The sequence below is a fragment of the Sphingomonas sp. S-NIH.Pt3_0716 genome, from assembly GCF_003950715.1.
GTDB lineage: Bacteria > Pseudomonadota > Alphaproteobacteria > Sphingomonadales > Sphingomonadaceae > Sphingobium > Sphingobium yanoikuyae_A.
Genome location: NZ_QLJK01000020.1, coordinates 86500 through 112348, shown reverse-complemented (window position 1 = coordinate 112348; position 25849 = coordinate 86500). Strand labels below are relative to the sequence as shown.

At 60.7% G+C, this 25849-nt stretch carries 36 protein-coding genes, 1 tRNA gene and 2 pseudogenes; 24 read left to right on the top strand and 15 right to left on the bottom strand.

The genetic code is table 11. From position 1 onward, the window contains the following. Positions 1-193 precede the first annotated feature (193 nt). From BRX37_RS16805 to BRX37_RS16745, 13 genes and pseudogenes are all read left to right on the top strand, one after another. A complete protein-coding gene (locus tag BRX37_RS16805) occupies positions 194-415 on the top strand; it encodes a hypothetical protein (protein ID WP_164522478.1) in 222 nt (73 codons plus the stop codon). A 125-nt stretch (positions 416-540) separates the two neighbouring features. Then, positions 541-966: an HNH endonuclease gene (locus tag BRX37_RS16800; protein ID WP_125988413.1), complete on the top strand. Its 426-nt coding sequence runs from the start codon at positions 541-543 to the stop codon at positions 964-966. Between the two features lie 12 nt (positions 967-978). Beyond that, positions 979-1248, top strand: a complete 270-nt coding sequence (locus tag BRX37_RS16795; RefSeq protein WP_125988411.1) for a hypothetical protein — start codon at positions 979-981, stop codon at positions 1246-1248. After that, on the top strand, positions 1245-1463 hold the full coding sequence (locus BRX37_RS16790) for a hypothetical protein (RefSeq protein ID WP_125988409.1): 219 nt from the start codon (positions 1245-1247) through the stop codon (positions 1461-1463). Before BRX37_RS16795 ends, BRX37_RS16790 begins: the two co-directional genes overlap by 4 nt. Beyond that, complete coding sequence (locus BRX37_RS16785; RefSeq protein WP_125988407.1) at positions 1460-1663, top strand: hypothetical protein; 204 nt, start codon at positions 1460-1462, stop codon at positions 1661-1663. The genes BRX37_RS16790 and BRX37_RS16785 overlap by 4 nt, the downstream gene beginning before the upstream one ends. Then, positions 1660-2025 (top strand): hypothetical protein, encoded by a 366-nt coding sequence (locus tag BRX37_RS16780; RefSeq protein ID WP_125988405.1) that lies wholly within the window; start codon positions 1660-1662, stop codon positions 2023-2025. Before BRX37_RS16785 ends, BRX37_RS16780 begins: the two co-directional genes overlap by 4 nt. After that, positions 2022-2240, top strand: a complete 219-nt coding sequence (locus tag BRX37_RS16775; protein WP_125988403.1) for a hypothetical protein — start codon at positions 2022-2024, stop codon at positions 2238-2240. The genes BRX37_RS16780 and BRX37_RS16775 overlap by 4 nt, the downstream gene beginning before the upstream one ends. After that, on the top strand, positions 2237-2554 hold the full coding sequence (locus BRX37_RS16770) for a hypothetical protein (RefSeq protein ID WP_125988401.1): 318 nt from the start codon (positions 2237-2239) through the stop codon (positions 2552-2554). The genes BRX37_RS16775 and BRX37_RS16770 overlap by 4 nt, the downstream gene beginning before the upstream one ends. Before the next feature lie 154 nt (positions 2555-2708). After that, positions 2709-2951 (top strand): annotated as a pseudogene (locus tag BRX37_RS27640) (helix-turn-helix domain-containing protein); the annotation flags it as partial. Positions 2952-2980: 29 nt separating this feature from the next. Further along, entirely contained in the window at positions 2981-4117 is a 1137-nt protein-coding gene (locus BRX37_RS16760; RefSeq protein ID WP_125988397.1) for a tyrosine-type recombinase/integrase, read from the top strand. A 307-nt stretch (positions 4118-4424) separates the two neighbouring features. Next, positions 4425-4501 (top strand) — tRNA-Pro (locus BRX37_RS16755). Positions 4502-4660: 159 nt separating this feature from the next. Then, the gene (locus BRX37_RS16750) at positions 4661-5926 is read left to right on the top strand and encodes a tyrosine-type recombinase/integrase (protein WP_125988395.1); all 1266 of its coding nucleotides are present in this window, start codon (positions 4661-4663) and stop codon (positions 5924-5926) included. Between the two features lie 22 nt (positions 5927-5948). After that, positions 5949-6815, top strand: a complete 867-nt coding sequence (locus tag BRX37_RS16745; RefSeq protein ID WP_125988393.1) for a LexA family transcriptional regulator — start codon at positions 5949-5951, stop codon at positions 6813-6815. A gap of 518 nt (positions 6816-7333) precedes the next feature. On the opposite strand, the gene BRX37_RS16740 is transcribed toward BRX37_RS16745, so the two are convergent. The 10 genes and pseudogenes from BRX37_RS16740 to BRX37_RS16700 all read right to left on the bottom strand — a co-directional run bounded on the left by BRX37_RS16740 (position 7334) and on the right by BRX37_RS16700 (position 13317). Continuing rightward, a complete protein-coding gene (locus tag BRX37_RS16740; RefSeq protein WP_125988391.1) occupies positions 7334-7663 on the bottom strand; it encodes a ribbon-helix-helix domain-containing protein in 330 nt (109 codons plus the stop codon). Then, positions 7660-8301 (bottom strand): nucleotide-binding protein, encoded by a 642-nt coding sequence (locus BRX37_RS16735; RefSeq protein WP_125988389.1) that lies wholly within the window; start codon positions 8299-8301, stop codon positions 7660-7662. Before BRX37_RS16735 ends, BRX37_RS16740 begins: the two co-directional genes overlap by 4 nt. 496 nt (positions 8302-8797) lie before the next feature. Beyond that, positions 8798-9025: a hypothetical protein gene (locus tag BRX37_RS16730; RefSeq protein WP_125988387.1), complete on the bottom strand. Its 228-nt coding sequence runs from the start codon at positions 9023-9025 to the stop codon at positions 8798-8800. Next, positions 9015-9275, bottom strand: a complete 261-nt coding sequence (locus tag BRX37_RS16725; RefSeq protein ID WP_125988385.1) for a hypothetical protein — start codon at positions 9273-9275, stop codon at positions 9015-9017. Before BRX37_RS16725 ends, BRX37_RS16730 begins: the two co-directional genes overlap by 11 nt. Then, positions 9272-9502 carry a hypothetical protein gene (locus tag BRX37_RS16720; protein ID WP_125988384.1) on the bottom strand — a complete coding sequence of 77 codons (231 nt, stop codon included), beginning with the start codon at positions 9500-9502 and terminating at the stop codon, positions 9272-9274. The genes BRX37_RS16725 and BRX37_RS16720 overlap by 4 nt, the downstream gene beginning before the upstream one ends. Before the next feature lie 2 nt (positions 9503-9504). Then, positions 9505-9768: a DUF2312 domain-containing protein gene (locus tag BRX37_RS27100; RefSeq protein ID WP_206434174.1), complete on the bottom strand. Its 264-nt coding sequence runs from the start codon at positions 9766-9768 to the stop codon at positions 9505-9507. 51 nt (positions 9769-9819) lie between these two features. Further along, positions 9820-10005 (bottom strand): annotated as a pseudogene (locus tag BRX37_RS27095) (DNA translocase FtsK); the annotation flags it as partial. After that, positions 10002-10208: a hypothetical protein gene (locus BRX37_RS16710; protein ID WP_125988380.1), complete on the bottom strand. Its 207-nt coding sequence runs from the start codon at positions 10206-10208 to the stop codon at positions 10002-10004. The gene BRX37_RS16710 and the pseudogene BRX37_RS27095, both read right to left, overlap by 4 nt. Positions 10209-10418: 210 nt before the next feature. Further along, on the bottom strand, positions 10419-11438 hold the full coding sequence (locus BRX37_RS16705) for a phage portal protein (protein WP_125988378.1): 1020 nt from the start codon (positions 11436-11438) through the stop codon (positions 10419-10421). A 1-nt stretch (position 11439) separates the two neighbouring features. Further along, positions 11440-13317 (bottom strand): terminase large subunit domain-containing protein, encoded by a 1878-nt coding sequence (locus tag BRX37_RS16700; protein ID WP_125988376.1) that lies wholly within the window; start codon positions 13315-13317, stop codon positions 11440-11442. Between the two features lie 165 nt (positions 13318-13482). Here BRX37_RS16700 and BRX37_RS16695 point away from each other — a divergent pair, with 165 nt between their 5' ends. From BRX37_RS16695 to BRX37_RS16660, 8 genes are all read left to right on the top strand, one after another. Then, positions 13483-14361, top strand: coding sequence for a GPO family capsid scaffolding protein (locus BRX37_RS16695; protein WP_125988374.1), 879 nt, complete (start codon positions 13483-13485; stop codon positions 14359-14361). A gap of 54 nt (positions 14362-14415) precedes the next feature. Further along, positions 14416-15450: a phage major capsid protein, P2 family gene (locus BRX37_RS16690; RefSeq protein ID WP_125988372.1), complete on the top strand. Its 1035-nt coding sequence runs from the start codon at positions 14416-14418 to the stop codon at positions 15448-15450. 111 nt (positions 15451-15561) lie between these two features. Further along, entirely contained in the window at positions 15562-16299 is a 738-nt protein-coding gene (gene gpM / locus BRX37_RS16685; RefSeq protein ID WP_125988370.1) for a phage terminase small subunit, read from the top strand. Further along, positions 16296-16490: a hypothetical protein gene (locus BRX37_RS16680; protein WP_125988368.1), complete on the top strand. Its 195-nt coding sequence runs from the start codon at positions 16296-16298 to the stop codon at positions 16488-16490. The genes gpM and BRX37_RS16680 overlap by 4 nt, the downstream gene beginning before the upstream one ends. A gap of 104 nt (positions 16491-16594) precedes the next feature. After that, entirely contained in the window at positions 16595-17077 is a 483-nt protein-coding gene (locus BRX37_RS16675; RefSeq protein WP_125988366.1) for a head completion/stabilization protein, read from the top strand. A 10-nt stretch (positions 17078-17087) separates the two neighbouring features. Next, entirely contained in the window at positions 17088-17306 is a 219-nt protein-coding gene (locus tag BRX37_RS16670) for a tail protein X (protein WP_125988364.1), read from the top strand. 4 nt (positions 17307-17310) lie between these two features. Then, on the top strand, positions 17311-17784 hold the full coding sequence (locus BRX37_RS16665; protein ID WP_125988362.1) for a phage tail protein: 474 nt from the start codon (positions 17311-17313) through the stop codon (positions 17782-17784). Next, positions 17784-18269 carry a phage virion morphogenesis protein gene (locus BRX37_RS16660; protein ID WP_125988360.1) on the top strand — a complete coding sequence of 162 codons (486 nt, stop codon included), beginning with the start codon at positions 17784-17786 and terminating at the stop codon, positions 18267-18269. The genes BRX37_RS16665 and BRX37_RS16660 overlap by 1 nt, the downstream gene beginning before the upstream one ends. Positions 18270-18280: 11 nt before the next feature. On the opposite strand, the gene BRX37_RS16655 is transcribed toward BRX37_RS16660, so the two are convergent. The 5 genes from BRX37_RS16655 to BRX37_RS16635 form a co-directional block, all read right to left on the bottom strand. After that, positions 18281-18529, bottom strand: a complete 249-nt coding sequence (locus tag BRX37_RS16655) for a hypothetical protein (RefSeq protein WP_125988358.1) — start codon at positions 18527-18529, stop codon at positions 18281-18283. A gap of 81 nt (positions 18530-18610) precedes the next feature. Next, on the bottom strand, positions 18611-19255 hold the full coding sequence (locus tag BRX37_RS16650) for a hypothetical protein (RefSeq protein WP_125988356.1): 645 nt from the start codon (positions 19253-19255) through the stop codon (positions 18611-18613). After that, complete coding sequence (locus BRX37_RS16645; protein ID WP_125988354.1) at positions 19255-19815, bottom strand: lysozyme; 561 nt, start codon at positions 19813-19815, stop codon at positions 19255-19257. The genes BRX37_RS16650 and BRX37_RS16645 overlap by 1 nt, the downstream gene beginning before the upstream one ends. Beyond that, the gene (locus BRX37_RS16640; RefSeq protein WP_125988352.1) at positions 19812-20048 is read right to left on the bottom strand and encodes a DUF7940 domain-containing protein; all 237 of its coding nucleotides are present in this window, start codon (positions 20046-20048) and stop codon (positions 19812-19814) included. The genes BRX37_RS16645 and BRX37_RS16640 overlap by 4 nt, the downstream gene beginning before the upstream one ends. Continuing rightward, positions 20032-20316, bottom strand: a complete 285-nt coding sequence (locus tag BRX37_RS16635; RefSeq protein WP_206434172.1) for a hypothetical protein — start codon at positions 20314-20316, stop codon at positions 20032-20034. The genes BRX37_RS16640 and BRX37_RS16635 overlap by 17 nt, the downstream gene beginning before the upstream one ends. 102 nt (positions 20317-20418) lie before the next feature. On the opposite strand from BRX37_RS16635, the gene BRX37_RS16630 reads away from it, so the two are divergent. The 3 genes from BRX37_RS16630 to BRX37_RS16620 are packed head-to-tail and all read left to right on the top strand — an operon-like array spanning position 20419 to position 25835. Beyond that, entirely contained in the window at positions 20419-21321 is a 903-nt protein-coding gene (locus BRX37_RS16630; protein ID WP_125988348.1) for a baseplate assembly protein, read from the top strand. After that, entirely contained in the window at positions 21318-21875 is a 558-nt protein-coding gene (locus BRX37_RS16625; protein ID WP_125988346.1) for a phage tail protein I, read from the top strand. Before BRX37_RS16630 ends, BRX37_RS16625 begins: the two co-directional genes overlap by 4 nt. A 3-nt stretch (positions 21876-21878) precedes the next feature. After that, on the top strand, positions 21879-25835 hold the full coding sequence (locus BRX37_RS16620; protein ID WP_125988344.1) for a phage tail-collar fiber domain-containing protein: 3957 nt from the start codon (positions 21879-21881) through the stop codon (positions 25833-25835). Positions 25836-25849 lie beyond the last annotated feature (14 nt).

Sequence of the window (25849 nt, the reverse complement as noted above, 5' to 3'; positions counted from 1 at the left end):
ATTTGGGCTTCGCTACCGCCGAAGCGAAGCGGGCCGGACGACCGTCGAAGCCGAAGCGCACACCCGAGGAAGAGCGAGAACATCAGCGCGAGAAAAAGGCCCGGCAGCGGGCAGAAGCGAAGGCGAAGAAGGTGGAAGCGGCATGATCGACGGGAACCTTCGCCTATACATTCCCCACAGCCTTCGGAGCGACGTGGCAATCATCGAGTGGGCAGCGGATAATCCCGAAGCAGTAATTCACGGGTCTAGCTCTCTGGAATTCGCTAACGAGGAAATGGCAATCTTGTTCTGGCTCCGCTTCGGCGATGATTTCTACGCCGCCGCAGCCGCCGACGCTGCCAAGGTTGAAAAGCATCGCGAATTGCAGCGATTGAGAAGGCAGAAAATGCGAGAACGAATTAAGCCTGCCACCTGACCAACAGAGAATGCCCCGGACCATCGCGATCCGGGGCAAGTCGTAGTTTGAAAAGAAACAGTCTTAAAGACCTTCCTCTTATATCATCTTTCGAAATTAAGTCCAAATATAACCATGTATTGCCAATGATAAATAAAAGCATCAATCATTATGGTGCTTTAATTATGATTACCGTTACTGCATTCGGCCAGGCAAACCGGCCGACCACTTCCCCCGAAACTTTCAAACCGATCCCTGACTTCACCCGCTACCGCGTTTCCGACCAGGGCCGCATCGCTACCGCTTCCGGCGCGATCATGGCCGACTACGACAGCGGCAAGGGTTACCGCCAGATCGTCCTGATCGACGACAACGGCAAGGCCCGTCACATGTATGTCCATCGCCTCGTCTTGATGGCGCACGTCGGTCTTCCACCTTCGCCGACCCACCAAGCCGCACATTGGCCCAACGCCGACCGCGCCGACAATCGGCTCGCTAATCTCCGCTGGGCCACGCCCCGCGAAAATTCCGCCGATAAGCGTCGCGCCACCACCCCGACCACCCTGCATTGAGAGCCACAGACAATGATCACATTCGACCTTTCCGCCCTCCTCGACTTCCCGTCGATCGTCACCGAATTCGCCGAGGAATTCTGCTTTGATTATGACATCGAAAACATCGGCGATTTCATCGCCCGCGCTTCGAAGCGCATCGGCGCCGACCTCGACGCCGCCATTTACGCCACCGTCCAGGTCATCGACGGCCGCCTCGTCCTGCAAGCGTCGCCGCATCGCCGTGCCCTTGGTCATTTCGTCCAGGCGCACCGAGACATGATCGCGGAGGGCGTAGCGTGACAAACGAAATCATCGCGGTCTGCTATTCGACGGTTTGCCCGTTTTTCCACGTCACAGCCGAAGACGTGACCGACCTGAAGGCTCGGGTAGAAACGATGGCCGCCGAATATCGCGCTGCCTTCCCCACTCGCGCCGCCAACGGCTTCGATACAGCAATTTACCGGACCATGACGCGCGAAGACTACGATGCAATGATCGCGGAGGGCGCGGCATGACCATCGACCGAACCATCACCCACCGGCTGATCACCATCGAGACCAAACTCGACCGCGTCGAAACCAAGCTGGACCGGCTGCTGTCAATGCTCGACCCGGACGGCCCGGATCAGACAGCGATGCATCACGATCTCGAAGCGATCTTGTCGTCGATCGGCCAGGCCGTGCTGACCCCTGCTGCCAGGGAGGTGAAGGGATGACAACTACGACTTTCACACTGCCGCGATCCCTCTTGCAAACCCGCGACCTGACCTTCCGTGAATGGTCGCAGGGGAAGCGTGGCGAACGCCTGGTCGGCCGCTTGGGTGTTTGGATAGAAGAGAACGCCCACGCAGATCATCGCATCGACGGCCGGAAGCTGACGTTCACTGATGAAGTCGATGCGGTCTTTTTCGCCCTTATGTGGCGAGACACAATCTCGGACGAACTATCGGCCGAAGAAGAACAGATGGCCGCCGTTCGCAAAGCCTTTGGATGGACACCCCGCCACCTTTACGCGGCCGTGACCTATTCATCGCTGATCGGTTTTGCGCGTTGCTATGCTGGGGGACAGTCTGCGTGACCGAGCGCCAAACCCTTGCCACTGCCTGGGGCCACCATGGCACCTACCAATGGTCCGAAGCCGATCAGGTATGGCACGGTCGGGTCGAGACGATCGACAACGACATCATCAGCTTCGAAGCCGATACGGAAGAAAAGATCGAAGCCGCGTTTCGTCAAGCCGTGCTGGAAACCCGCGCTCTTGAAGAAATTCGTTCACTGACCGAGGCGCTGTGATCCACCACCGTCTGGCCCGCCTGATAGCCCTTGCGGACGCTGCCGATCGTGGCCTGGTCAAAACGGTGGACGTGACGGGCTGGCCCGACGATCGGGTGATGGCCGCCCTGACCGACCTCGATGTCGTCGTCCTGGTCGAACCGATCACCGAAGATTGGGTCACCCCGACCGGGACCGTCAAGCGAACCGTCCCGGCCGGAACCATCGGCGCAATCGTTGCGACCTACCCAGATGGATCGCGGGAGGTGGAATTTCCGACGACGACAGCGCGGGTGACGGCTGGCCAGATACGGCCGGTCGAACGGCGGGAATGACGGGGCGCGATGACGATAGCCGGAAAATTCCGATCCGTCGATAAATCAAAAATATCGACGTTCCACGCCACTAACGGTAGATCAGGTTATCAACTGTTAGGAACCTGTCCGAGACAAAAATTTCATTCACCGAGTTGACGCTCGGTCCTCGATTATGCCTCTTCTGTATTTGTCCCCAGATTGGACAACAAGAGGCTTCGATGGGAGAACTACGTCTCGCACATTACTATTACCGATGTCCATTCCCACCATCCCCGGCATCATGACCGTCGAGGAATTCGCCACATATCTCCGCGTCAGCGCCAAGACGGTGCGACGCATCATCGCCAGCGGCGAGCTTGCCGTGATCCGGGTCCACAGCATGACCAGGATCACGCGCGAGGCCGTCGCCGCTTACCTTACCGATCAGACACGAAAGACGACCCAATGTCCGCACCAGCAAAGCCCGAAGGCAAACGCCCAAAGAACTGCCACGCCGTCGAAGGTTCGCCATACTGGCAATACGAAATCATCATCGCCGGTCACAAAGAGCGCGGTTCAACTCGCTGTCGAAAAGCGGGCGACGCGGCGGACTTCGTAGCTGCGCGCCGCCTGGCGCTGAAAGAGGAACTGGCGGCGCGCGCGTCTGGCAAAAAGATGACGAAGGGGCCGATTAGCCTCCAGACCGCCTGTGATCGATACTACGAAGACAAGGCCGCGCAGCAAAAGGCAGCCGACACCTATCTGGCGCAGATGGCTTCGCTGGTCGCCATCATGCCCCCCGATACCCATTTGCACGATATCGATCACGCCTTGCTGCTGGACTATCGCCGCAACCGTCAGGCCGAATCCAAGCGCGTTCTCGCTGGGGCGACGATCAACCGGGAAATTGAACTGCTGCGTCGGGTATGGCGCCACCTCGACGATTTGGGCTTCGAATGTGGCGAACAACCCAAATGGGCCAAAGCGATCGACAGGGGGGCGGAAGTCGAACGTATCCGCGACCTGACGGCTGACGAAGAGACGCGGTTGATGGAAGCCTTGTCGGCCATCAGCCCCGAGCTTTGCCTGGTCGTCGAATTCGCCTTGATCGCCGGACAGCGCAAGAGTTCCATCATGTCGCTTCGCCGGTCGATGGTGGACCGCCAGGCCAACCGCGCGACGATCCTTCTCAAGACGAAGGGGGAGGCGCCTCGGCCGCACACTTTCCCCCTGACTTCCCGCGCGTGCGAAATTCTCGACGCCTTCCCGCCTGTGGCCGGAACCGATGCTGTCTTCACATATACCTGCCGCCGATCAGCACCCGCCAAGCAGGGACACCCGCCACGCGTGAAAGGACAGCGCTACGAATTCTCGCGCGATGGCTGGCGGCGGGATTGGGCAACCGCCCTCAAAAACGCGGGGATCGAAGATTTCAAATTCCACGACCTGCGCCACTCGGCCGCGACCCGGATCATTCGCAAAACAGGAAACCTCAAGATCGCGCAGAACCTGCTGGCGCACACCGACATTGCGCAGACGGCCCGATACGCCCACGCGTTTCACGGCGACATTTTGGCTGCGATGGAACTGGTCGCGTCCTGATCAACCGACCGCTGCTAACGAACGGAAGCCCCCGGTGACGGGGGCTTTTTTGTTTCCGGGAAATCCGATCCCCAGAATTTCCCCAGAATTTTTTCGCGAGACGAGGCCTCCATGCCTCGCTATAGACCGCGAACCCGCTGATTCGGCGGGTTCATCACGGGGCAGACCAGGGAAAATCACTCTGGGGAAATTCTGGGGATTTTGGGTTTTTCCCTGTCCCGAATGGTCCAAACTGGGGTGATCTAGGGGAGAAGCCGGTTTGTGAAAAACGGCAGAAAACCTAGGAAAATGGCGGTTTTAAGCCCGTCGGGGAGTAGCGCAGTCTGGTAGCGCGCCTGCTTTGGGAGCAGGATGTCGCAGGTTCGAATCCTGTCTCCCCGACCACTTTCCTTTCCTACAGTGTCTCAACCTGTCCCGAAGCTGTTGCAAACGCACAGCTTTTTGGCCATGCGCCCATCCCGGCGCGTCCTATCCCGGTTCACCCCTTCCCGCATAATGTGGGGGCGTTCCGGGGGCGCGCGCTTCAGGCAATGGGGGCGTTGGATGCTGACGGACAAGGAGTGCAAAGCAGCGAAGGCCGGGGCGAAGCCCGTCAAGCTGTTCGATGCGCACGGTCTGCACCTGTTGGTCAGCACGACAGGTCACAAAAGCTGGCGCCTGAAATATCGGATCGGCGGGAAGGAAAAGCAGATTGGCTTCGGGGCGTACCCGGAAGTCAGGTTGCAGGAAGCACGCGAGAAATCGGCAACCGCGCGCAAGGCGCTGAACGAGGGACGCGACCCGGCGCTGGAATTCAGCACCAAAGCGAAGCGCCGCGCATTGGCGACCGATCCAGACAACAGTTTCGAGGCGGTAACGCGCCGCTGGCACGCATTGCAGGAACCGCAATGGAAGCCGCGCCATGCAGCGGAAGTCTTGAACAGCTTTCAGCGGGACGTTTTCAAGGCCTTGGGTGCGCTGGATATTCGGCACGTCAGGGCGCAGAACGTCCGCGAACTGCTGGTGGGCGTGCAGTCGCGCGGCGCGCTAGAAACTGGACATCGCCTGCTGCAACGCATTTCGGCCGTCTATCAGTACGCGATTGCGGAGGAACTGGCGGAACTCGATCCCACGGTCGCGGTCGCGCATGTTTTGCGCAAGTTCTCGAAGAAACGGCAACCGGCGCTGCTCTCAATTCCGCAAGCGCGCGCGTTCTTGCGTGCATTCGAGGCGTTGCCGGGCTTCCCCACGACGAAACTGGCATCGCGCCTGTTGGCGCTGACGGCCGCTCGGCCGGGCATGGTGCAAATGGCCGAAGCGCACGAATTCGAGCAATTGGACGGATCGGAACCGATCTGGCGCGTCCCTGCTGCCAAGATGAAGCTGCGGCAGGACGAATCTCAACAGGCAGCGTTCGACTTCATTCTGCCCCTATCGCGGCAGGCCGTGGAAACGGTCAGAGCGGCCATGGAGTTTGCGGGCAGACGGAAATATCTGTTTCCATCCGCCCGGCACTCGCATCGGCCGATCACGGACAACGCGCTGAACGTCGCATACCGGCGCGTGACCGGCTGGGAAGGCAAGCACGTTCCGCACGGATGGCGGGCCAGCTTCAGCACGATCATGAACGAGCGGGCGCTCGATCAGGAACGGGCGGGCGACCGGGCAATCATCGACCTGATGCTAGCGCACGTCAGCAAGGGCGTGGAAGGGCGTTACAATCGCGCCGCGTACATGCCACGACGGCGGCAGATTGCGCAGGAATGGGCCGATTTGCTGTGCGAGGGCTTGGCCGCGCCGGTAACGCTGCTGGACATTCCGCGCCACTGACCTTCGCGCAGGAGGCCGCACGATGAGCGCGGTTTCCTTCGGATCGCTTCTGGCCGGTACGGCTGCACAGGCCGTTGCTGAAGCGAGGGCGGGCGTATGGCGTTGCAGCTATGACGTCGATGCGGCACGGGCGAATGTCGCCCGCCCCTTCGGCGATGGCAGCGTAGCTCAATCGCTCGCAACGATCGATGCGATTGTTGCAACTGCGAAGACTTGGGCAAAAAATTTCAAAGAGGCGGGCAAAACGCACCCTCTCACTTGCAACATGATCGAAACGCTTTCGTGCTTGCTGCGCACGCATACGAATTTCAAGACCGGCGCCTGTGAGGCGACCTATGAAATGATTGCCAAGGCAACCGGCTTTGCCCGCGCGACGATCCATCGGCATCTGATCGCACTTCGCGATTTGAAGTGGCTTGATTGGGTTCGTCGTACCAAGCGCACCGATGAAGGCCGCGACGTGCAGACGGCCAGCCAATACTTCTTTGAAATCAGCCGCCTGCCGCTCGCAGCGCAAATCCATCTGCGCCAGTTGCTCAAGAAAAAGGGCATCACCATGAAGGACTGCGCTGACCGTCAAGGGTCTGGGCCAGTTCCGAACCGCGCACAGCGGTTGGCGGAACGTCTCGCAAAGGGCTTCAAGGGCGCGGTCGACACCATGCGTGGCAAACGACACAAGGTGCTGATGGCCGATGCGGCTTTCGTCAGGGCTGAAATGGAGGCGCTGGGGGACGTTCCCACAGACAAGTGGGCTGAGATACGCCACCCCGGCGATTTGGCCTCTCAGGAGGCTTACAACGCCCGCCTTGGCATCCGCCCTTTTTTTGAATTACAGAGTCTCACCCTAGCCATTGATACCCCGCTGATAGGTCAAGATAATATGGAATGATGCAGCTTAGGGCTGCATCATGCGAGTTTGACGATAAAGTGCGCGCCGATAACTAGCCAATCCGACTGAAGACAGTGCCAAGCGGCACCGTTGAAGGGACGGCTACGCCGCCCCTATGCTTGCCAGAGGGGCAAGAGGTTGGGATGGTTTTCATCCTCTGGCGCCGCGCGTGGGGAAAGGGCGCGCAGGGATGCGTTTTGGTGCATCATAGTGCATCAAACCCCTTCCGGGGCCTTTTCGACCCAGAATGGCCCGTTTCGGGCCTCCTGCGCCGCGTAGCGGCCTGACCGGCTGCATAAAATCGATACAAAGAGCGCGAGGGCGGGGCGTGGGGGCAATCGCGGCGCGCGGGGCGGAATGGGCCTCAAAATCTTTGGTGGCGGCCGTCCTGGGCGATCTGCGCCGGGCGCGAAAAAGGGGCCGGGGAACGCGCCCCGGCCCCTGTCAGAGCCTCCGTAGCAATTCGTGCGACCGGCCGCACAAACTCGGCGGCCGCGCTTGGCGGGGCTGTGGCGCGCCTAGCGCGGCTTTCGGCCTGCCTTCTTCGTCAGTAGATCGTTGATCGCTTCTTCCAGCAGCGCTTGGACCGTCGTGTCCTCCTCGACTGCCAGTAAGCGAAGCCGCGTGCTGACCTCCGGCGCGAAGTGGCCGCCGATCATCTTCGTACCTTGGCGCGCGGGCGTCACTGTAGACGTGCCGGTGGCGGCCGAACGGCCGCCCCTTTTCCGCGCTGGCTGCGGCGTCGCTCGATCATCGGCGGCCGATGGCGCCGCCGCTGCCGGAGCCTCCGGCGCCGACGCGCGATCAAGCACAGCCTTCAATGAATTGGTCGCACTCTTTTTCGTCAAGGCGTTGGCTCCTTCGACTCGCCATATAGCCGGTTACACGTATACGTGTAGAGGGCCATAATTTCGGCGGCCGCTGCGCCCTTTGGTTCAAACTCCTGCGCAGCCAGCCCCATCGATTGCGCGCGAAAATAGGCTTTGCGGTTCCCTATGGTCGCCGGGCAGACTTCGGCGCCTAGCTGCTCAATCGCGCTGATCGCGTCGGCCGTCTCCTGCCCCTTTGGCGATACGAATGTGAGAACCACGGCTGAAGGCTTGGCCAACTGGCGGACAAGGGCGAGCGTATGGGTCATGCTCATGGTGTCGAAAACGGCCGCCTTCGTCGGGATCAGCACAAGGTCGGCCTGTTCGGCCGCCTGAAATGCCACGTCTCGCGCCACGGCCGCGCCGTCGATAATCACAAGGTCCGTGCCAGCCTTACGCGCGGCCGCGATGACCGGGCCAAGGCGCACGGCCTGAAGTGATGACACCGCCGGGGTTTCGCCTTCCCGCACATCGCCCCAAAAGGAAGCCGTGGCCTGCGGGTCCAAGTCCAGCACAGCGGTTGATTTGCCATCGGCCTCTGCGGCGACCGCAAGGCAGGTTGCCAGCGTCGTTTTGCCCACGCCGCCCTTTTGCGAAAGAATAGCCACCACCTTCATATGATACCGCTCCTTTTCATTGTATGCGTGTATACAGGTATACGACTTGGTTTACCGGCCGCGTCGCTTTTCTTCGTCCCGGTGACATTCCTGACAGCGCCATGGCCCCCGCGTGCCGTCTAAGCTGAAGGAAGGATGGCATGTGCCGCAATCGGCGCATCCATCCGGTTTCCAGTTGACGGTCGCTACCGGTTGCGGTCGCGCGGTACTGCGCATGGTCATGCTCTCGGCTTCCGCTTCCATTGCTCAAACGCTTCGGCGTGCGTCGGGCATAAGTCTTTGTCGGGCGCTGGTGACATGGTGCAGCGCTCGCACAGTGGCTTGTCGCATGTGGCTGAACCGCGCGCCCTTTCGTGTTCCTTGGCGTTCGGCATCTTCCAGTCGCACAGCAGCGTCGCCGTTCGGCCGCATCTGCATTTTTGCCGGGGTTGGCGCATTCCACATATAATTGCGCTCCCCCCGCCCGGCAGAGGTACATGCTCACAGGCCATACCAGTCACTCCCTACCGGACACAGGCTCATTGTCGGCGTCCAGGTAGATCAATTCCCAAGTTGGATGATAAAGGCCCACGTAGTCCGGCGTGTCGTCCAGTTGGATGCGCAAACGGCCGCTGTCGGCGTCAACTATGGTGCCGGGCTGGTCATAACCGCATCCGCTGTAGACGACGCGGCCGCCGATCTGGGCAGGCACGCTGTAGCGCCGCTGAATATATTCAATGCTCACGACGGAATAACCCCGCGCTGATGCACTCATGAAAATAGGCAACAGCAGCATCGGCCGCTTCGCGGAAGCCATCGCCCATCGGTAGCTGCCCGCCACCGGCGCCTTGGATGATATTCAATTGATCCAGTGCGGCCGTAGCTGTCAGGTTTGTTGGCGCCCTCATCCCGGTGCATTTGCAAGCGATCCGAAGCGCCAGTTCGTCGCGGGGTACTTCGATCATGAGAAGCCTGCGCTTTGTTTTGTCGGTCATGCCCCGGCCCTTCCGATGGCGCACATGCAAAACAGCATGGCGGTGCTGATCATCGCGAAACCGGCAGCGCTGAACCAACGCGGCATTTCTAGCGGTAGCTGCGGCTCCGGCGCGCGGGGCGTCAGCAATTCGGCGGGAACATCGAAAGAGCGGCGGGCGGCATATTTGCCGCGAACGTCGTAGGCGGAACGGGGCGCACGCGGCGCGGCAGGATCAAAGCGCATCATGGTTATTCCATTCCCAAGGCGGCAAGGTAGGTGTCGAGGATGGCTTGATCTTCCTGACGCTGTTCGGGCCGCATCTTCCGCAAGCGGATGATGATGCGCATCATGCGGGCATCGTAGCCGGTCGCTTTGCCCTCCAAATAGACATCCTTGATGTCATCGCTGATGCCCTTCTTTTCTTCTTCCAACCGCTCGATACGCTCGATCATCAGGCGCAGCTTGTCGTCCGGCGCGCGATGCGCTGTCGGCAGTTCGACAGGTATGGTCATTTGTTCTTCAGCCGGGCGTGGCGCGGGGGCGTCGGCCGAAAGCAACTGACGTGCGCCGACATGATTAGGCGCGGACACGATGCCCTCACGCTCCATCTGCTCGATCAGTTTCGCAGCGGGATTGTAGCCGATGCGCATCTGGCGCTGGAGCCATGATGCTGCCGTCTTGCCGTGCTCCTGCACCAAAGCGACGGCGCGGCAATAGTCGGCGGTCAGGCCGATGTCGGGCGCGATCATTGCAATTCCTCGTTCGGATCGATCGCGCACTCGCCGCAAAAGACATAGGTGGCGGCATCGATATAGGAGATGACCCAACCGGCGGGCGCGGTGGCCTCTCGCCGGATTTCGGTGGTTTCACAGCACGCGCACGTGAAAGAGAATGAGCGAAAAACGGGTGGTGTTGGGCTTCCCAATCGGGCGGCCTCTCTCGGATCAATCATGGATCAGGCTCCGGCATTTCGGACTTGCGATGGGTGGCCAATGCTCCCGTTTCGCTTGTCTATACGTGTATACGTGGCGACGTGTATACACAAACGAAAAGATGCAATTTCCTCAATTGAATGCGCCCAATTGAGTAACGAAAAAGGCCGCGCTCCATGTGTTGGAACGCGGCCGCTTCGGACTAGAGAGATTATCGGACGATCAGCCGCCTAAGCGGCCTTGGCAGGAACTAGAGACGCTATATCCTCCGGCTCATCGAATGTTACCACGTCCCTGCCAAGCCATTCGTTCAACTCGGCCAACCGTCCCTGAATTGGCTTGATTTCTAGGCGATAATATGAACGCACCGCATCGATTACATTACCGAAGCCGGTGCCATTCTTCGGGACGATCCCCAAAAGTTGCGGCGGCGTGCGGTGCGCCGAAAGCATGTCGTCGCGCGTCACTTCCTTGATGTTGAGGAATTGATCGTTCGCCGCCACCTCCGCAATCGGGATAATCTTCACGCCATCGGGCTTGCCGTTCGGAATATGCAAGTAGAGGTTGCGAAAGTTTCCGGGGCCTTTGGCATTCTTCAGGGCCTTACGTAGTTCGTTGCTGTCCTCATTCTGCATGCCTGCCTCACTGACATACATGATGAAACCGGCGTGGCTCCCGTTCAGGTAGTAGCGGCGCCGGAACAGTGTGGCGTTTTCGTTCAGCAGGCCCGATTGCAGCGCCGATAGATATTCCGGCATCCCGTAGATTTCCTGAAGCGGGTCGGGTTCCAGCAAGTGATGGACGCTGCCAGCTTCCAGCAAATGGGGCTGATAGGTCAGCATACCGGGCTGGACGAACCAGAATTCTCCCTCTTGAAGCCCTACGCGCGTCCATGCCGCCGGGCTGGGCTTCAGGCGCAGCGTCGTGCCAAGCACATTGCGCTGATGCTCGATATAGGCGTTTCCGAAGATGAGGAAGTCGAGCACCCATCGTGCGAAATCGGCCCGGCTCAACATTTTGGACGGTTTGAAGCTGGCCGTCAGCAGATTGCGCTTTAGCAGGATCGCGGATTGATGGTGTGAGGCCATGCGATAGGCTTTGCCCAGACCAACCGGGCTGATCGGCGGATCATACCATTTCGCGCCGCGTACCACCTCGAACATGTCGAAAAGCTGGCTCCGGTCGAGCACGCTCTCCGGTGCGCCAAACTCGTAGGCGCCCCAGCCTTCGGTGGTGGGAATGGTCGCCATATCAATAAATCTCCATGGTGGATGAACCGTCTGGGCTTTCGCTGCTGTCCAGCGGCTCGAAATAGAGGGCGTGCATGACGGCCCACGCCACGTCCGCGTGGCCGACGCCACCGGAGCGACTTGCGGTATAGGTGATGCCCTTGCTGGTGAATTCTGGCTTGATGGCCATGAAGGCCTGCAGCATGTCCATCCAACCGGCATCGAATTCCAGACGCCCGGCGCTGATGACGTTTTTGGCCTTCAGCACCATGGAAGTCTTCAGCGGCACTGAATAATGATAGGCGTGCGCGAGCGGGAACCACTTTGACACCAAGGCATGGACAGCCTTGCCCGCGCCGGTGGTGTCGATCCCGATCCGCGTCACATTGTATTTGCCCGCCATTTCCTTGATCGCGGCGGCCTGCCCCTCGAAATCCAGCCCCTTCAGGCGCTTCTTTTCGAGCACGCGGAATTTGCCGCCCGGCTTGGCTGGCGGGGCGATAACGACCAGCGCCGCCTCGTCGGCCGTGGCGCTCTCGCTCGCGTTCGGATCATAGCCGATCCAGACTTCACCGTTGCCGAAAGGGCGAAGATCGTAAGGGCCAAAGTCCTTTTGCCACTTGTCCCAAGCGTCAACCATGCACCGCCGCATGAGCGCGAACGGGAACATGCTCTGACTGTCATCAAGGAAGATGCAGCGAAATAGCTGATCGAATTCATCGACCGCATATTGGAAGGCAAGCTGATCGCGGTTCGCGAGATTGAACCCGCCTTCTATGGCGTCGTCCAGCGTGACAATCTGGCGCCAGATGCCATCCGGCCCGACCACCCCAGCCTTCAGGGCGTTGTGGCTTATGTCCACCCTGACCTTATCGGCCTTGGCCCGGCCACGATTGAATCTGTCGCCTGACCACATGGGATAGGCTTCATGGTCGAGCGTGGACGGCGTGGAGAAAAGGGTTACCGTGTAGCGCTCATGCGTCGCCATGGCGGACGCGACCTTGAACAATTCTTCAAAGCCGTAAATCCAAAAGCATTCGTCAACGATGACGTCGCCGGGATAGCTTTGCGCGGTGCGGTAATTGGTCCCAAGGAAGTGAAGCTCGAACGGGTCGAGCATGTTGCCCTCTTCATCGGTGCGCTGCACGACGATGGGGTCGCCCTTCAGGATGACGCCGCAAACTTTCTGCACCCACTGGACGATGTAATTTCGGAATACGTGGGCCTGCGAGCGGCTAGCCGATATGAATAGCTGATTGTTGCCGGTGTCCAGTCCGCGCAGGAACCGTTCGCGGGCGAAATAGTAGGTCGCGCCAATCTGGCGCGACTTCAAAATCATTCGGGTGCGCAGATGGGTGGTGGACAGCCAGAATGATTGATGCCCGAACATTTCATCGCGCATCTGTGCGCGCAACTGCTCGGCCATTTCATGCGTGATAAGGTTTTTGGACGCCGCCTTTTTGTCCAACACATGTGGCGCATTTCGATTGCGGACCTTGGGATTTAGGTCAGCCTCATTGCCGCCATCGGCATATTTCCGGCGCCGGTCGAACCGCTCAAACTGGCGGCCCAACAGGTCGATTTCTTTGAAGTCCGCGCCGGTTTTCTTTTCCTTGGCGATCAGCATCAAATAGCGTTCAAGCGTGCCTTCCTCAGCACGCTCTATCGCGCTGGCCTGATCCCATTTATTGCGGACCTTCCAGCTTGAAACTGTCGCGTAGGGCAAGCCTAACTCTTCGGCGATCTGGCTGATTGCCCAGCCCCGCCAATAAAGGGACCGCGCTTCCACCTTCTGCGCAATCACGGGCGCGATCCGCACAACGTTGCCCGCGCCATCGTTGGGCGCGGCACTGTCGTCTGCCGCATCGGGCAGCGCTTCAGGCGGCAAATCTTCGTCCATGCTGCAACGCTGGGGGAAGGCCGCCTCTATTCACAGGCGCGGCCGTTGTGGCGCCCTTTGGTGACAACGCGCGCGCGTTGTTTTCAGGTGGTTTTCGGCCTGATGTGGGCCAGTCAACGCCGCCTATTTTCTGGCGTCACTGGATCAGAGCAACAGGAGCAACCCATGGCGAAAGCCCGATTTTTCCGCGTCGCCACCGAAGGCGCCACCACCGACGGCCGCGTTATCGAACGCGCGCATATCCAGCAGATGGCGGACAGCTACAGCCAGACCACGCTCGCCGCCCGTCTGAACGTCGAGCATATTCGCAGCATCTCGCCGGATACCTCTTTCGGCTCCTACGGCGATGTCCTGTCGCTGAAAACCGATCAGGTGCAGCTGAAGGTCGGCGACAAGATGGAGACGCGGCTTGCTCTCTATGCCGAAATCAAGCCGCTCGACAATCTGCTCGCGCTCTCCAAGAGCGGTCAGAAGCTGTATACCTCCATCGAAATCAATCCGAATTTCGCGGGCACCGGCAAGGCCTATCTGGCCGCCATCGCCCTGACAGACAATCCCGCGAGCCTCGGCACCGAAATGCTGCAATTCTGCGCAGGCAAGGGCGCCGCTTCGCCTCTGGCGCAGCGTAAACAGCACCCGGAAAATCTTTTCACCGCTGCGGAGGAAGTCACGCTCGACTTCACCGACGAAGCGGCGCCGGACAGCGGCTCGGACAGCTTTTCGGCGTTCTTCGCCGCTTTCAAGTCGATGTTCACCGCCCACAATCCGGCGCCGCCCGCCCCGGCAGCCCCGGCCCCTGCGGCGGCCGTGGCGGGCGCCGGTGATGACGCGGGCAGCAAATTCACCGCCGACGCGCTGGGCGCCGCGCTGCTGACCTTCACCGAAGCGACCGGCAAGGCCGTGGAAGGCTTGGAAGCAAAGCACGGCGACACCGCCGCGCAGCTTGCCGAAATCAAGGCCGCAATGGAGCGCATCGCGCCGCACAGTTTCACCGCTCGGCCGCCCGCAACCGGCGCCGACAATCTCGAACGCGCCGACTGCTGATCGGCGCCGTCACCTTCTGCCCGCGCAAACCCCTATTATTCGCAAGGATTTCCCATGAAGCCGATTACCCTTGAGCGTTTCACCGCCTATGTCGGGCAGATGGCGACCCTGAACAACGTCTCGCCCGAAATCGCCGCCACCAAGAAATTCACCGTCGCGCCCTCGGTCCAGCAGACGCTGGTCAACCGGATGCAGGAAAGCGCCGATTTCCTGAAGCACATCAACATCATTCCGGTGGACGATCAGAGCGGCGAAGCGCTCGGCCTCGGCATCGGCGGCACGATTGCTGGCCGCACCAACACCGCCGGGGGCAACCGCCGCACCGGCGTCGATCCGACCGCCATGGATGGGTCGGAATATGAGTGCAAGCAGACCAACTTCGACACGGCCCTGCGCTATGACAAGCTGGATATGTGGGCCAAGTTCCCCGATTTCGAGACGCGCATCCGCGACCTGATCGTCACCCGTCAGGCGCTCGACCGCATCATGATCGGTTTCAACGGCGTCAAGGCCGAAGCCCAGACCGACCGTGAAGCCAATCCGATGTTGGAAGACGTCAACATCGGGTGGCTGGAAAAGATGCGCATCGATAACGTCAAGCGCGTGCTGTCGGCCGTGCAGGGCGGCAAGGTCGCGGGCAAAGTGTCCTATGGCACGGACGGCGATTTCAGCAGCCTTGACGCCATGGTCTGGCGCGCCAAAAACACGCTGTTGCCGTCGTGGGCGCGCAACGCGCCGGGCCTTGTGGTCATCGTGGGCGACGACCTGTTGGTCGACAAGTACGGCGCCATCATGGATCGCAGCGAAGGATCGCTCGACACGCTCGCAAAGGCGGCCGTCATGGCCGACAAGCAGCTTGGCGGCCTGCCGTCTGTCCGCGTCCCCTACTTCCCGGCAGATGCGTTCAAGATCACGACGCTGGATAACCTGTCGATCTATTATCAGGAGGGCAAGAACCGGCGCCTGATCCGTGACGAACCCGATCTGGATCAGGTGACCGATTACCAGTCCTCCAACGAGGCTTATGTGGTCGAAGATTATAGCTTCGCCTGCATGGTGGAAAATATCGTCGAAAAGAACGCCGCCTAATCCCTCCCTTCGGGGCAGGCGATTTTCCCCCCTTGCGCCTGCCTCTCTAGCCCCGCGCTGTTTCCGCCTTTTCCAGCGCGGGGCTAGTCCCTTCATTCCAAGGATTTCCCGATGAAGTGTCCATTCCGCGCCCATATGGAACGGGTTTCGGCCGCCGCCGCCGCAACCGGCGCTATCATGGCCGCCGGTGGCCTTCCCTCGGCCGAACAGGGCGAAGGTGCGAGCGAATATCGCCTGATGCTAGCGGCGCTCGGCAACGATCTGCGCCAGCTTTCCAATATCCAGTCTCTCGAACGCAAAATCGACGCCAAGCGCGGCATGATCGACCGCTATCGTGACTGGATCGCGGGCGCGCTGACCGCCGAAGCCCCGGCACAGGACGAAATTGTCACCACGATGCTGGTGTGGTCGATCGACCTGGCTGAATGGCCCTTGGCGCTCGATCTGGCCCGCCACGCACTGGCCCATGGCCTTGCGCTGCCCGAACGCTATCGCCGCACCCCCGGCACGCTGATTGCGGAGGAAGTGGCAGAAGCCGGGCTGCTACAGGCGCCGACCGTCGATCTTGCCACCTTGCAACAGGTGGACGGCATGACCGAATTCGCGGACATGCCCGATGAAGTGCGCGCGAAGCTGAAAAAGGCCATGGGCCTTGCGTTCAAGGCGCGCGCGGATGCCTTCGACCCCGAAACCGATAACGAAATCGCGGGCGGCAAAGGCGCCCTGATTGCCGCCGCGCGCGTCCAGTTGGAGCGAGCGCTGGCGCTGGATGCCCGCTGCGGCGTCAAAAAGCTGATCGAACAACTCAACCGCGATGCCAAGAAACTGGCGACGGAGAAACCCGAATGACAGCCATCGTGACCGTGAAGGCCGTCACCCGGCCCGCCGAAGTGTTCCGCTTCCCCATGGATCAGGGCGAGCCGGGCGAAGGCGGCGAATGGCTCCATATTGATACCGTCGAACCGGGCGAAACCCGCGAATATTTCGCGCACAGCCGCAAGGCGATCATGATCCAGACCGTTCCCGATATTCCCGAATAAAGTTGCGCCACCCGCGCCGGGGGGCGGGAGATAGTCGGCGGCTTCAGCCTTGCTTGGCCAGAAGACTATAACCCTCACCCCCCACCCCTTTCTAAGGAGGCACCATGTCCGGCTCCCCGCTTATCTCCCGCCCCGCCGCGCCCGCGTCTCCAAGCGTATCGGTGCTCAAAGGCGATGGCTGGTGGCCGGACATCAGTTGCACTGAAATGCGCGATGCCCTGCGGATCGGCGAAGCCGTCACCCATGAACGGCTGATAGGCGCGCTGGAAAATGCCTTCATCAATGTGGCCGACGATTTGTCCGTCTGGCGCGCGGTACAGGAACAGGCAGGCTGCGCCAGCCTTGACGCCGTGCGACCAGCTGAAAAAGTGAACGGCAAAACGCGCCTGACCGTCCTTTTCACCAATGCCGTGCGCTATGCTGCGGCGGGCGAACTGGCCGACCACACCACCGACATGAGCGCTACCGCATCGGACGAAACCCGCGCCGAAGCCAAGCGAGCGACCGCCTGCGATTATGAAGCCCGGCGCCTTGCCGCTGTGCGCACCATCATGGGTGTGACGCGCGTTGCCGTGGAACTGATCTGATCGCGCTGCCATGACTGTTCCCGCCAATGCGCGCGCCAACGAAACCCTTGATGCCATCTGCTGGCGCGTCCTCGGCACGACCGCCGGGCATGTGGTCGAGGCCGCCTATGAACTGAACCGCAATCTTGCGGATATTGGCGTGGTGCTGCCTGAAGGCACGCCCGTCATTTTGCCGGAAGCGCCCAAATTCGGCGCCGCCATCCTCGAAACCGTCAGCCTGTGGGACTGAGGCAATGAAGCACGTCTCCCTGCGCGAAGCCATCTGCACCGCGCTCCCCGAACTGGCGCGCGATCCCGAACGCCTGTCCATGTGGATCGAAAAAGGCCGCATCCGTTCGCCCATGACGGACAGCCGGGATTTCGAGTGGGAATATACGCTCAACCTGACCGTGCAGGATTTCACCGGACACCCATCTATCCTGTTCCTGACGATCGCTGACTGGCTGCGGGTCGCCCAGCCCGAATTGCTACAGCCCACCGCGTCATCCGGCTTTCATTTCGAGGTGGACGTGGTGGACGATTCCACCGTGGACCTGCACGTCTGGCTTGCACTGACAGAGTGCGTCCGCGTGATCCGGAAGGAAGATGGCAGCGATGATCTGCAACATCTGGAGGAAAAGGCGGACCTTCTGCCCGATGATGCGAAGGGCGCGCGTCTCAAGCGATTGCTGATGAATGACGCCATGCTGCTGGCGGTGGAAGACTGATGGCTGATCTGGACGCGCTGGAACCGTGGCTCATGGACGTGATGGCGCGGGTGTCGCCGGGGCGCCGGTTGAACCTGTCGCGGCGCGTGGGGCAGATTATCCGCCGGGCGAACGCGCTGCGGGTGCTCGCGAATATCGAACCGGACGGCACCCCCATGGTGGAGCGCAAGCCCAAGAAAGAGCGGCAGGCGGAGAAAAAGCGCGGGCGGGTTCGGCCCGCAAAGGCCAAAGGCAAAATGTTTCGGCGGATCGAACTGGCGCGAAACATGGAAGTCCGCCCGGCGGCCGATCATGTGGAATTGGGCTTCAAGTCAAAGGTCGCCAAAACGGCCGAAGTCCACCATTTCGGTTTAGAGGATCTAGTCGACAAGCGACGTAAGAATTCGATCCGCACCCGCTACCCTGCCCGGCGGCTGCTGGGCTTTGGTCCCGGCGATACCAATACACTGATGGTGGAAATCATGGAATGGCTGGACGGCCGATAGGCTGACCGCCTTCACATTTTCGGCACCGGCAGATTTTTCAGCAAAAGCCTAATCCGGTTGCGCGCCGCGTTGGCATTTTGCGAACGCCCAATTTCGTTTTCCCCGTGGAGGGATTTCCAGAACCACACCAGCGTGTCACGCTCGACGCCCCAATCGCGCAGGAAGCGCATTGCCTCCACAACCCTTGCCCCGGCACCTGAACTATAGCCCGCCTGCTCGGTGGCGGTATCCACTATTTGGAGGGCTTCGCGCAGGTTCATATCGCGCCGTTAGCATAATGAGAACGGACAGGGAACAGGGGCAAAAGAGAGGGCGGCAACCTTGCGGCGCCGCCCTGCATGTCATTCCGGTATTGGATTGGGCAAATCCGGCGGCGGCTCCACCTCCCACGCTTCTGCCACGCCTGCATCGATCAGGGCTTGGGCATCCTCACGCACTTGGGCAAGTCGGAGCGAATTGCCGGTGAGCTGGTCGAAGTCCGCGCGGGTGACGGCAACCATGTCGGCTGTTTCACCGGCGCTGTCATGCTGTGCGGTAGCACGATCCGTTCCGGGCAAATCGGCACCGGCGGCGCGACCTTCAGGGCAGGCTTTGCGCACGCCGTTACCAGCAGCATAGCCAGCAGCGGCAGCGCGGCCCTGCTCATAATAGCTTTGTGATTGGACATTGGATGCCTCGGCAATATCGCGCGAAACCTGCGCGGGTTGATGGTTAGCGGCGGCCTGCGCGGCCGTCGCGCGGTCCTGTGCGCCCCTGACAATCCGCAACGCGGACTCTGCATGGTGCGCCCGGTCCTTCAGGCCTTCGATCTGGACGGGACCGAAGTGCAGGCCATCGGCGCGGATGGACAGGGCGGCGCAGGCGATCAGGAGCACGAATGCCACCAGACGCCAGAAATCCGCCACCAGCCAGCGGAATGCCCGTGCAGCGGCCGCGCGCAGGCTCGACAGGACGGACACCGCCGTCACGGTTGAAATCAGCGCCATTATGCAACGTCCTTTCTGCAAATGACCTGTTCGCGCGCACGGCGCTTCACCAGCCCATTGACGACGCGACCGCCTGCTTTGTTGAACCACGTCAGGCTGACGCAGCTTTTCTCGATCTGGCCCGCGTTGATCTGGCGCCGCATGGTGGATTTGCAGTAGGTGGGCCAGCCCACATTATGGGCCAGACTGACGGCTGCGAAGCGCACATGATCGCGGCGCGGCACCGTCAGGGCCAGCCCCGGCGTACAGCGCATGACATGCGTTGACGTGTCCACCAGACTGGCTTCCAGCATCGTTGCGCACTGGGCTTCGGTAAACGTCTTGCCGACCGTGATACCCTTGCCCGTCAGGCCATCGCAGGCGGTCGCAACGCCCACCATATCCAGATAGACCTTCAGATACTGCTTGCCGGAGATATGCCGCACAGTCGCGGCGCCATCCGTGGCGATCTTCGCCTCGACCTTGCGGCCGCTTTCGTCGTGGGCGACTTGCACGAACAGAAGCGAGGCCGTCGCGGCGCCGACGATTGAGGCCAGCGTGCCTTTCTTGAACAGGTTCATGCGGCGCCCCCTGTTTTTCGCTCATGGCGGTGCAGGAGGGTGGGGAGGAGGAAAACGGCCGCACCGATCACGGCGGAAGCCGCGGGGCGCAGGGCCATGGGGACATAGGCGATGAGGCCGGTCAGGATTTCCGGCTGTTCGACAATCGCCCCGGCGATGACGCCCGCGACAATCGCAAGGCGCACGCTCCAAAACCGCCAGAACTGGCGGACTTCTTCAATCAGGTTTCTCATGGGTGGATTGCTCCGTGCCAGCGGTGACGCCGTTCCGCCGCGCGAGAAGCCCCTGCACTGTCGGGGTTTCGTAAATGCGGATGGCGATCCAAATCACGGTCAATATGGTCGATATGTGGGGCAGCAGGCGCAAAAGCACGCCAAGCCATGCCGTGACTGCCAAAAGATCGACAGCGCCCTTTACCGCTGCTGGTAGGGCGTCCCACGCATCATTCATCTTCGCTGCACCAATCATCGCCAAGACCATCAATTTCGGATGATCGGACAAAGCCGGACGCGCGGCATTTGAACAACGCGCGGGCATTGTGGCCACGCCACGCCACAATGCGCGCGGGTTCAGAAGCCGTCGCGTTGTCGCCATTCCGGCTTCATGGCTATTGCATCAGACAGCTTCGCCGGGGTCGATCTTTCCCGCTTGCCCGCACCCGATGTGGTCGAGGCGCTGGATTTTGAAACCATCTATGGGGAAGCGGTAACGCAGTTTCAGGGACTGTTCCCCGACTTCGACGCAACGGTCGAAAGCGACCCGGTGGTGAAGCTGATCCAGCTTTTCTGTTACCGGGAATTGGTAGTGCGCCAGCGCGTCAATGACGCCGCCCGCGCTGTCATGGTAGCCTATGCCAAGGGCGCTGATCTGGACGCGCTGGCCGCCCTGTTCCGTGTCGAGCGCTTCATCCTTAGCCCGGCGGACCCGTACAACAATATTCCGGCGGTCTATGAGGCTGACGACGATCTGCGCCGCCGCATGGTGCTGGCGCCGGAGGGCTACAGCGTAGCGGGACCGGAGGGCGCCTATATCTATCACGCCCTGTCGGCCAGTTCCGACGTGCTGGATGCGTCCGCCACCAGTCCGTCGCCCGGCGTGGTGGTGGTATCGGTGCTGTCGCGCAGCGGCGATGGAACAGCATCGCAGCCCACGCTCGATGCGGTGGCGGCCAAGCTGACCGATCAGAGCATCAGGCCACTAACGGATCTCGTAACAGTCCAGTCGGCCGCCGTGGTGGGCTTCGACATCGCCGCCACCCTGTATTTCTTCAGCGGCCCCGACCGTTCCGTCGTGATGGCCGCTGCGGAAAAGCAATTGGCGGATTATCTGACCAACGCGCGCAAGCTGGGCCGGGACATCAACCGGGCTGGCATCATCGCCGCGCTGCATCCTGAAGGCGTGCAGAATGTCATTCTGCACAGCCCTGCCAATGACATCGTGCTTTCGCGCCAGCAGGCCCAGCATTGCGTTAGCATCACTATCCACGACGCCGGGGTGGCCGAATGACGGCCGCTTCCCTCCTGGCACCCAATGCCACGGCTCTGGAACGTGCGCTTGAAATGCTGGCGGCCGCCCGCCTTGGCAGCTTCGGCACGCCGCTGCGCGAAACATGGTCGGCGCAGAAATGCCCTGAAAACCTGTTGCCGTGGCTCGCATGGGGATTATCGATCGATCAGTGGTCGGCGGACTGGCCGCTGCATATCCGCCGCGCCCGCGTGGCCACGGCCATCGACATTCAGCGCCGCAAAGGCACGCCCAAATCCGTCATTGATGTGGTCAACAGCTTCGGCGGCAGCGTGAAGGTTCGCGAGTGGTTTCAGATGGACCCGCCCGGCGATCCTCATACCTTCAGCCTGTCCGTCGCCCTTGGCGGTCAGGGCAGCACGGCGCCGACCGCCGATTTCATAGATTCCGTCATCGCCGAAGTGTCTCGCACCAAGCCGGTGCGCTCGCACTTCGATTTCACCGTCGCCGTTTCGACCAGCGCGCAAATCGGCCTGCGCGCCGTCGCGCGGCCCGTCACCCATGCCCGTATCTGGTCCCAAGCCCCCGGAGCCTAAGCAATGCCCGTCAACATCATCGTCACCAATGCAGGGCGCGCGGCCATCGTCAACGCGCAGCACAATGGCACCGCGCCTGTTACGATTACGCAGGTTGGCTTGTCCGGCACAGCCTTGGTGCCGGTCGCGACCGCGACGGCGCTGGACGGGGAATTCAAGCGCGTCTCTGCCCTGTCGGGCGAAGTCGTGTCGCCCGATACGATCCACCTAAACATGACCGACGAAACGAATGCGGTTTACACCATGCGTTCCTTTGGCCTGTATCTATCGGACGGCACCTTGTTCGCCATTTATGGGCAACCCGATCCGATCATCAACAAGACGGCAACGTCGATCGGCGCGTTGACGGTGGACATCATCTTCGCCGACATTTCCGCTGCTGCCCTGACCTTTGGCAATGCGAATTTCACCAACCCGCCTGCCACCACCGAACGGCAGGGCGTGGTCGAACTGGCGACAGTTGCGGAAGCGAAGGGCGGCGCCGATACGTTGCGTGCGGTTACACCAGCGGCAGCAAAGCAATCTGTGGTGGACTGGATCGGCTACAATCCTCTCAGCCGCAATGGTGATATTGTCGCGGGAATATTGGGCTTTGGGGACAGCGCCTATAGCGTTTTCCGTGACGGCGCAGGCAATCCGTTCCTTACGTTCGATCAAGGCGACCATCTGGCTTATGATCGCGCTGGCAACGCCCTGCATGTCTCCATCGGAAATGTGACACGCGCAACATTCACGTCCGATGGTTGGGTGAATGCCCAGAGCGGGTTTTCTGTCGGGAATTCGCTGGTTTGGCACGCTGGAAATGATGGGTCTGGCAGCACGCTCGATGCTGACTTGCTCGATGGGCGCCATGCGAGCGCATTTTCTTTGCTGGATGGCTCAACCTCGTATGTCGGTAGTCTGAAAGTTCAGACCGCGAACGCGCTTTTGATGCGCCCCGGCGCGGGCAACTATCCGACGATTATCCATCGCACGGACGGCGCCCAATATTACATGCTGTTGAGCAATGCGGCGGCGGGCCTTTCCGAAACGTGGAACGACCTGCGCCCATTCCAAATCAACCTCTCCAACGGCCGTATCCAGTCAACGAATGGGCAGGATTTCTATGGCGGCACCGCCGTCAGGAATTCCCTGACCTTAGACGGCGCTGGCGTCTGGACTTCGGCAAATGATGGCGCTGGCAGCGGGCTTGATGCTGATTTACTCGATGGTCAGGACAGCAGCTATTACACAAATATTGCAGGACGATTGGGGTTCACTCCTGTCCGGCAGGGCGGCGGCATTGGGCAGCAAAGCCCGAATGCAAATATTGTCAGCATCGGATGGAGCAACGATGCGCGCCTGAAATGCACCGTCGATTCAACCAACCTCGGTAACTTCGTTTTCGACGCGAATTTGTCCAGCGGCTCGCTTGGCATCAACGGGGCATCTGTCGCCCGTAACGGCTCCCAGCTGTTCGGGCCTGACAATGATGGTAGCGGTTCGGGACTGGACGCCGATCTGCTCGACGGGCGGCAGGGTAGTGATTATTCGCTATTGGACGGATCGACGGTTTATACCGGCACCATTCAATCGACCGCGCAGAATGCCATGCTGCTGAAGGGCGCCGCCGGTAGCGTGCCGACCCTGATACAGCGCACCGATGGCATAAATTATTATACACTTATCAGCAATCCATCTGCCGGAATAAGCGCCGCTTACAACGACTTGCGCCCCCTCTCGATAGACCTTTCGACCGGGCGCCTGTCGTCTAACAATGGGCAGGTATTCCGGGGCGGCACCTTTGTCATCGGATCGCTGGCCGTCAACGGCGATAGCGTATGGACAGCGGGCAACGATGGCTCTGGTTCCGGCCTCGACGCCGATCTGCTCGACGGTCAGGACAGCACATATTACACCAATATTCCCGCCCGCCTCGGCTACACCCCTGTCCAGCAAGGAACGGGCGTTGGTCAGGGTGGCAATATCGTCAAAATCGGATGGAACGGCTCTGGGCGATTGAAGGCCACCGTTGATAGCGCGGATCAGGGCAATTTCGTGTTTGACGCACATATCACCGATGTGTGGCGCGCGGCCAATGACGGTAGCGGTTCGGGTCTCGACGCCGATTTGCTCGACGGGCAACAGGGCAGCTATTACACCGATATTGCAGGTCGCTTGGGGTTCCGTCCCGTTCGACAGGGAACCGGGATCAACCAAACCGCGAACAACAACATCCATATCGGATGGAGCACCGCATCGCGCCTGAAATGCACGGTCGATAATGTCGATCTGGGGAATATGGTCTTTGACGGTCACATTTCCGACGTCTGGCGTGCGAGCAATGACGGCGCTGGTTCGGGCCTTGATGCTGATCTGCTCGACGGGCAGGACGGTGGCTATTATTCCAACATTACTGCGCGACTTGGTTATACGCCCCTCAACAGGGATGGCGATACCATGTCCGGCTATCTCACGATCCGGCACACTTCCCCCACGCTGCTGTTGCGCTCGACATCGAACCTTTCCGCTATGCTCCATTGCTCCGGCGACCGTCTCTACTTCCTACGCGGGGAAATCGATGCTGGCACTTGGACATCCGTAGGCGGAACGTGGCCGCTCTCGTTCAATCTCACCAACAACGATGCTAATCTGGGTGGACATGTCTATGCCGCCGGGGACTTCTACGCCCGGAGCGGAAGCAAGGTCTGGGACGCAGGGAATGACGGTGCCGGTTCCGGCCTAGATGCCGATTTGCTCGATGGGCAGCAGGGCAGTTACTACACCGATATAGCGGGACGATTGGGCTTCCGCCCGGTCCGGCAGGGAACCGGGATTAACCAGACCGCGAACAACAACATCCATATCGGATGGAGCACGGCGTCCCGGCTGAAATGCACCGTCGATAGCAGCGACATGGGCAACTTTGTTTTCGACGGTCACATTTCCGACGTGTGGCGTTCGAGCAACGACGGGTCTGGTTCCGGCCTCGACGCTGATATGCTCGACGGCCTGCACGGCAGCAGCTTCGCGTTGCTGGATGGGAACAGCACCTTCACGGGCAGCATCCGATCGACCGCTAACAACGCGCTTTTGATGAAAGGCCCCGGCAACGTCCCGACGATCATTCATCGGGCAGATGCCTCCACATATTACATGCTCCTAAGCGGTGCCAACGGCGCCATTTCCGAAGCATGGAATGAACTGCGCCCGTTCCAAGTCAGCCTTACCAGCGGTCGCATCCAATCGACCAATGGGCAGGATTTCTATGGCGGCACCGCTGTCAGGCATTCTCTGACGCTTGACGGCGCTGGCGTGTGGACCTCGGCAAATGATGGCTCCGGCTCCGGCCTCGATGCCGATCTGCTCGACGGTCAGGATGGTAGCTATTATTCCAACGTCGCGGCTCGCCTCGGCTTCACACCTATCCAGCAGGGTGGCGGCTTCCAACAGGGCAGTAGCAAGATTTATATTGGCTGGGATGGTAGCCGACTACGGGCAACCGTCGATGTCACCGATCAAGGCGCGCTGCTGACAGATGGCCAGCTTGCAGGCGGCGGCCGCGAAGTGAACGGCGCACAGATGAAGCGCGGCGGCAACCACCTTTGGGGGCCTGATAATGACGGCTCCGGCTCCGCGCTCGATGCCGACTTGCTGGATGGCTATCAGGCGGACGCATTTACCCGCGTAGTCAGCCAGAACATGGCGGCAATCGACGGCTATCGCGTGTTTGCCGATGGCACGAAGGAATGCTGGACGCGCATTGCAATCGGGCAGCATCAGTACGCCACATGGAACCTGCCTGTTCCCCACGATAGCTTTGTGCATCCCACCCTTGGTTGCACGACAGCGCCCGGCAATTCCGAAGTGCAGGACAACACCGGAATTACCGCCATCAACGGCACCCCGCCTACCAGCATCACCTTCTGGAACGCGGATGACCGCACAATCACCGTCTATGTCCGAACCATTGGCCGTTAAAACACCTCGAAAGG

What these genes read in the sequence shown, in the direction of transcription:
- BRX37_RS16800 (WP_125988413.1), top strand. Translation starts at nt 541, where the DNA reads ATGATAAATAAAAGCATCAATCATTATGGTGCTTTAATTATGATTACC.
- BRX37_RS16795 (WP_125988411.1), top strand. Translation starts at nt 979, where the DNA reads ATGATCACATTCGACCTTTCCGCCCTCCTCGACTTCCCGTCGATCGTC.
- BRX37_RS16785 (WP_125988407.1), top strand. Translation starts at nt 1,460, where the DNA reads ATGACCATCGACCGAACCATCACCCACCGGCTGATCACCATCGAGACC.
- BRX37_RS16780 (WP_125988405.1), top strand. Translation starts at nt 1,660, where the DNA reads ATGACAACTACGACTTTCACACTGCCGCGATCCCTCTTGCAAACCCGC.
- BRX37_RS16760 (WP_125988397.1), top strand. Translation starts at nt 2,981, where the DNA reads ATGTCCGCACCAGCAAAGCCCGAAGGCAAACGCCCAAAGAACTGCCAC.
- BRX37_RS16750 (WP_125988395.1), top strand. Translation starts at nt 4,661, where the DNA reads ATGCTGACGGACAAGGAGTGCAAAGCAGCGAAGGCCGGGGCGAAGCCC.
- BRX37_RS16745 (WP_125988393.1), top strand. Translation starts at nt 5,949, where the DNA reads ATGAGCGCGGTTTCCTTCGGATCGCTTCTGGCCGGTACGGCTGCACAG.
- BRX37_RS16735 (WP_125988389.1), bottom strand. Translation starts at nt 8,301, where the DNA reads ATGAAGGTGGTGGCTATTCTTTCGCAAAAGGGCGGCGTGGGCAAAACG.
- BRX37_RS16725 (WP_125988385.1), bottom strand. Translation starts at nt 9,275, where the DNA reads ATGACCGACAAAACAAAGCGCAGGCTTCTCATGATCGAAGTACCCCGC.
- BRX37_RS16720 (WP_125988384.1), bottom strand. Translation starts at nt 9,502, where the DNA reads ATGATGCGCTTTGATCCTGCCGCGCCGCGTGCGCCCCGTTCCGCCTAC.
- BRX37_RS27100 (WP_206434174.1), bottom strand. Translation starts at nt 9,768, where the DNA reads ATGACCATACCTGTCGAACTGCCGACAGCGCATCGCGCGCCGGACGAC.
- BRX37_RS16710 (WP_125988380.1), bottom strand. Translation starts at nt 10,208, where the DNA reads ATGATTGATCCGAGAGAGGCCGCCCGATTGGGAAGCCCAACACCACCC.
- BRX37_RS16705 (WP_125988378.1), bottom strand. Translation starts at nt 11,438, where the DNA reads ATGGCGACCATTCCCACCACCGAAGGCTGGGGCGCCTACGAGTTTGGC.
- BRX37_RS16700 (WP_125988376.1), bottom strand. Translation starts at nt 13,317, where the DNA reads ATGGACGAAGATTTGCCGCCTGAAGCGCTGCCCGATGCGGCAGACGAC.
- BRX37_RS16695 (WP_125988374.1), top strand. Translation starts at nt 13,483, where the DNA reads ATGGCGAAAGCCCGATTTTTCCGCGTCGCCACCGAAGGCGCCACCACC.
- BRX37_RS16690 (WP_125988372.1), top strand. Translation starts at nt 14,416, where the DNA reads ATGAAGCCGATTACCCTTGAGCGTTTCACCGCCTATGTCGGGCAGATG.
- gpM (WP_125988370.1), top strand. Translation starts at nt 15,562, where the DNA reads ATGAAGTGTCCATTCCGCGCCCATATGGAACGGGTTTCGGCCGCCGCC.
- BRX37_RS16680 (WP_125988368.1), top strand. Translation starts at nt 16,296, where the DNA reads ATGACAGCCATCGTGACCGTGAAGGCCGTCACCCGGCCCGCCGAAGTG.
- BRX37_RS16675 (WP_125988366.1), top strand. Translation starts at nt 16,595, where the DNA reads ATGTCCGGCTCCCCGCTTATCTCCCGCCCCGCCGCGCCCGCGTCTCCA.
- BRX37_RS16670 (WP_125988364.1), top strand. Translation starts at nt 17,088, where the DNA reads ATGACTGTTCCCGCCAATGCGCGCGCCAACGAAACCCTTGATGCCATC.
- BRX37_RS16665 (WP_125988362.1), top strand. Translation starts at nt 17,311, where the DNA reads ATGAAGCACGTCTCCCTGCGCGAAGCCATCTGCACCGCGCTCCCCGAA.
- BRX37_RS16660 (WP_125988360.1), top strand. Translation starts at nt 17,784, where the DNA reads ATGGCTGATCTGGACGCGCTGGAACCGTGGCTCATGGACGTGATGGCG.
- BRX37_RS16655 (WP_125988358.1), bottom strand. Translation starts at nt 18,529, where the DNA reads ATGAACCTGCGCGAAGCCCTCCAAATAGTGGATACCGCCACCGAGCAG.
- BRX37_RS16650 (WP_125988356.1), bottom strand. Translation starts at nt 19,255, where the DNA reads ATGGCGCTGATTTCAACCGTGACGGCGGTGTCCGTCCTGTCGAGCCTG.
- BRX37_RS16645 (WP_125988354.1), bottom strand. Translation starts at nt 19,815, where the DNA reads ATGAACCTGTTCAAGAAAGGCACGCTGGCCTCAATCGTCGGCGCCGCG.
- BRX37_RS16640 (WP_125988352.1), bottom strand. Translation starts at nt 20,048, where the DNA reads ATGAGAAACCTGATTGAAGAAGTCCGCCAGTTCTGGCGGTTTTGGAGC.
- BRX37_RS16630 (WP_125988348.1), top strand. Translation starts at nt 20,419, where the DNA reads ATGGCTATTGCATCAGACAGCTTCGCCGGGGTCGATCTTTCCCGCTTG.
- BRX37_RS16625 (WP_125988346.1), top strand. Translation starts at nt 21,318, where the DNA reads ATGACGGCCGCTTCCCTCCTGGCACCCAATGCCACGGCTCTGGAACGT.
- BRX37_RS16620 (WP_125988344.1), top strand. Translation starts at nt 21,879, where the DNA reads ATGCCCGTCAACATCATCGTCACCAATGCAGGGCGCGCGGCCATCGTC.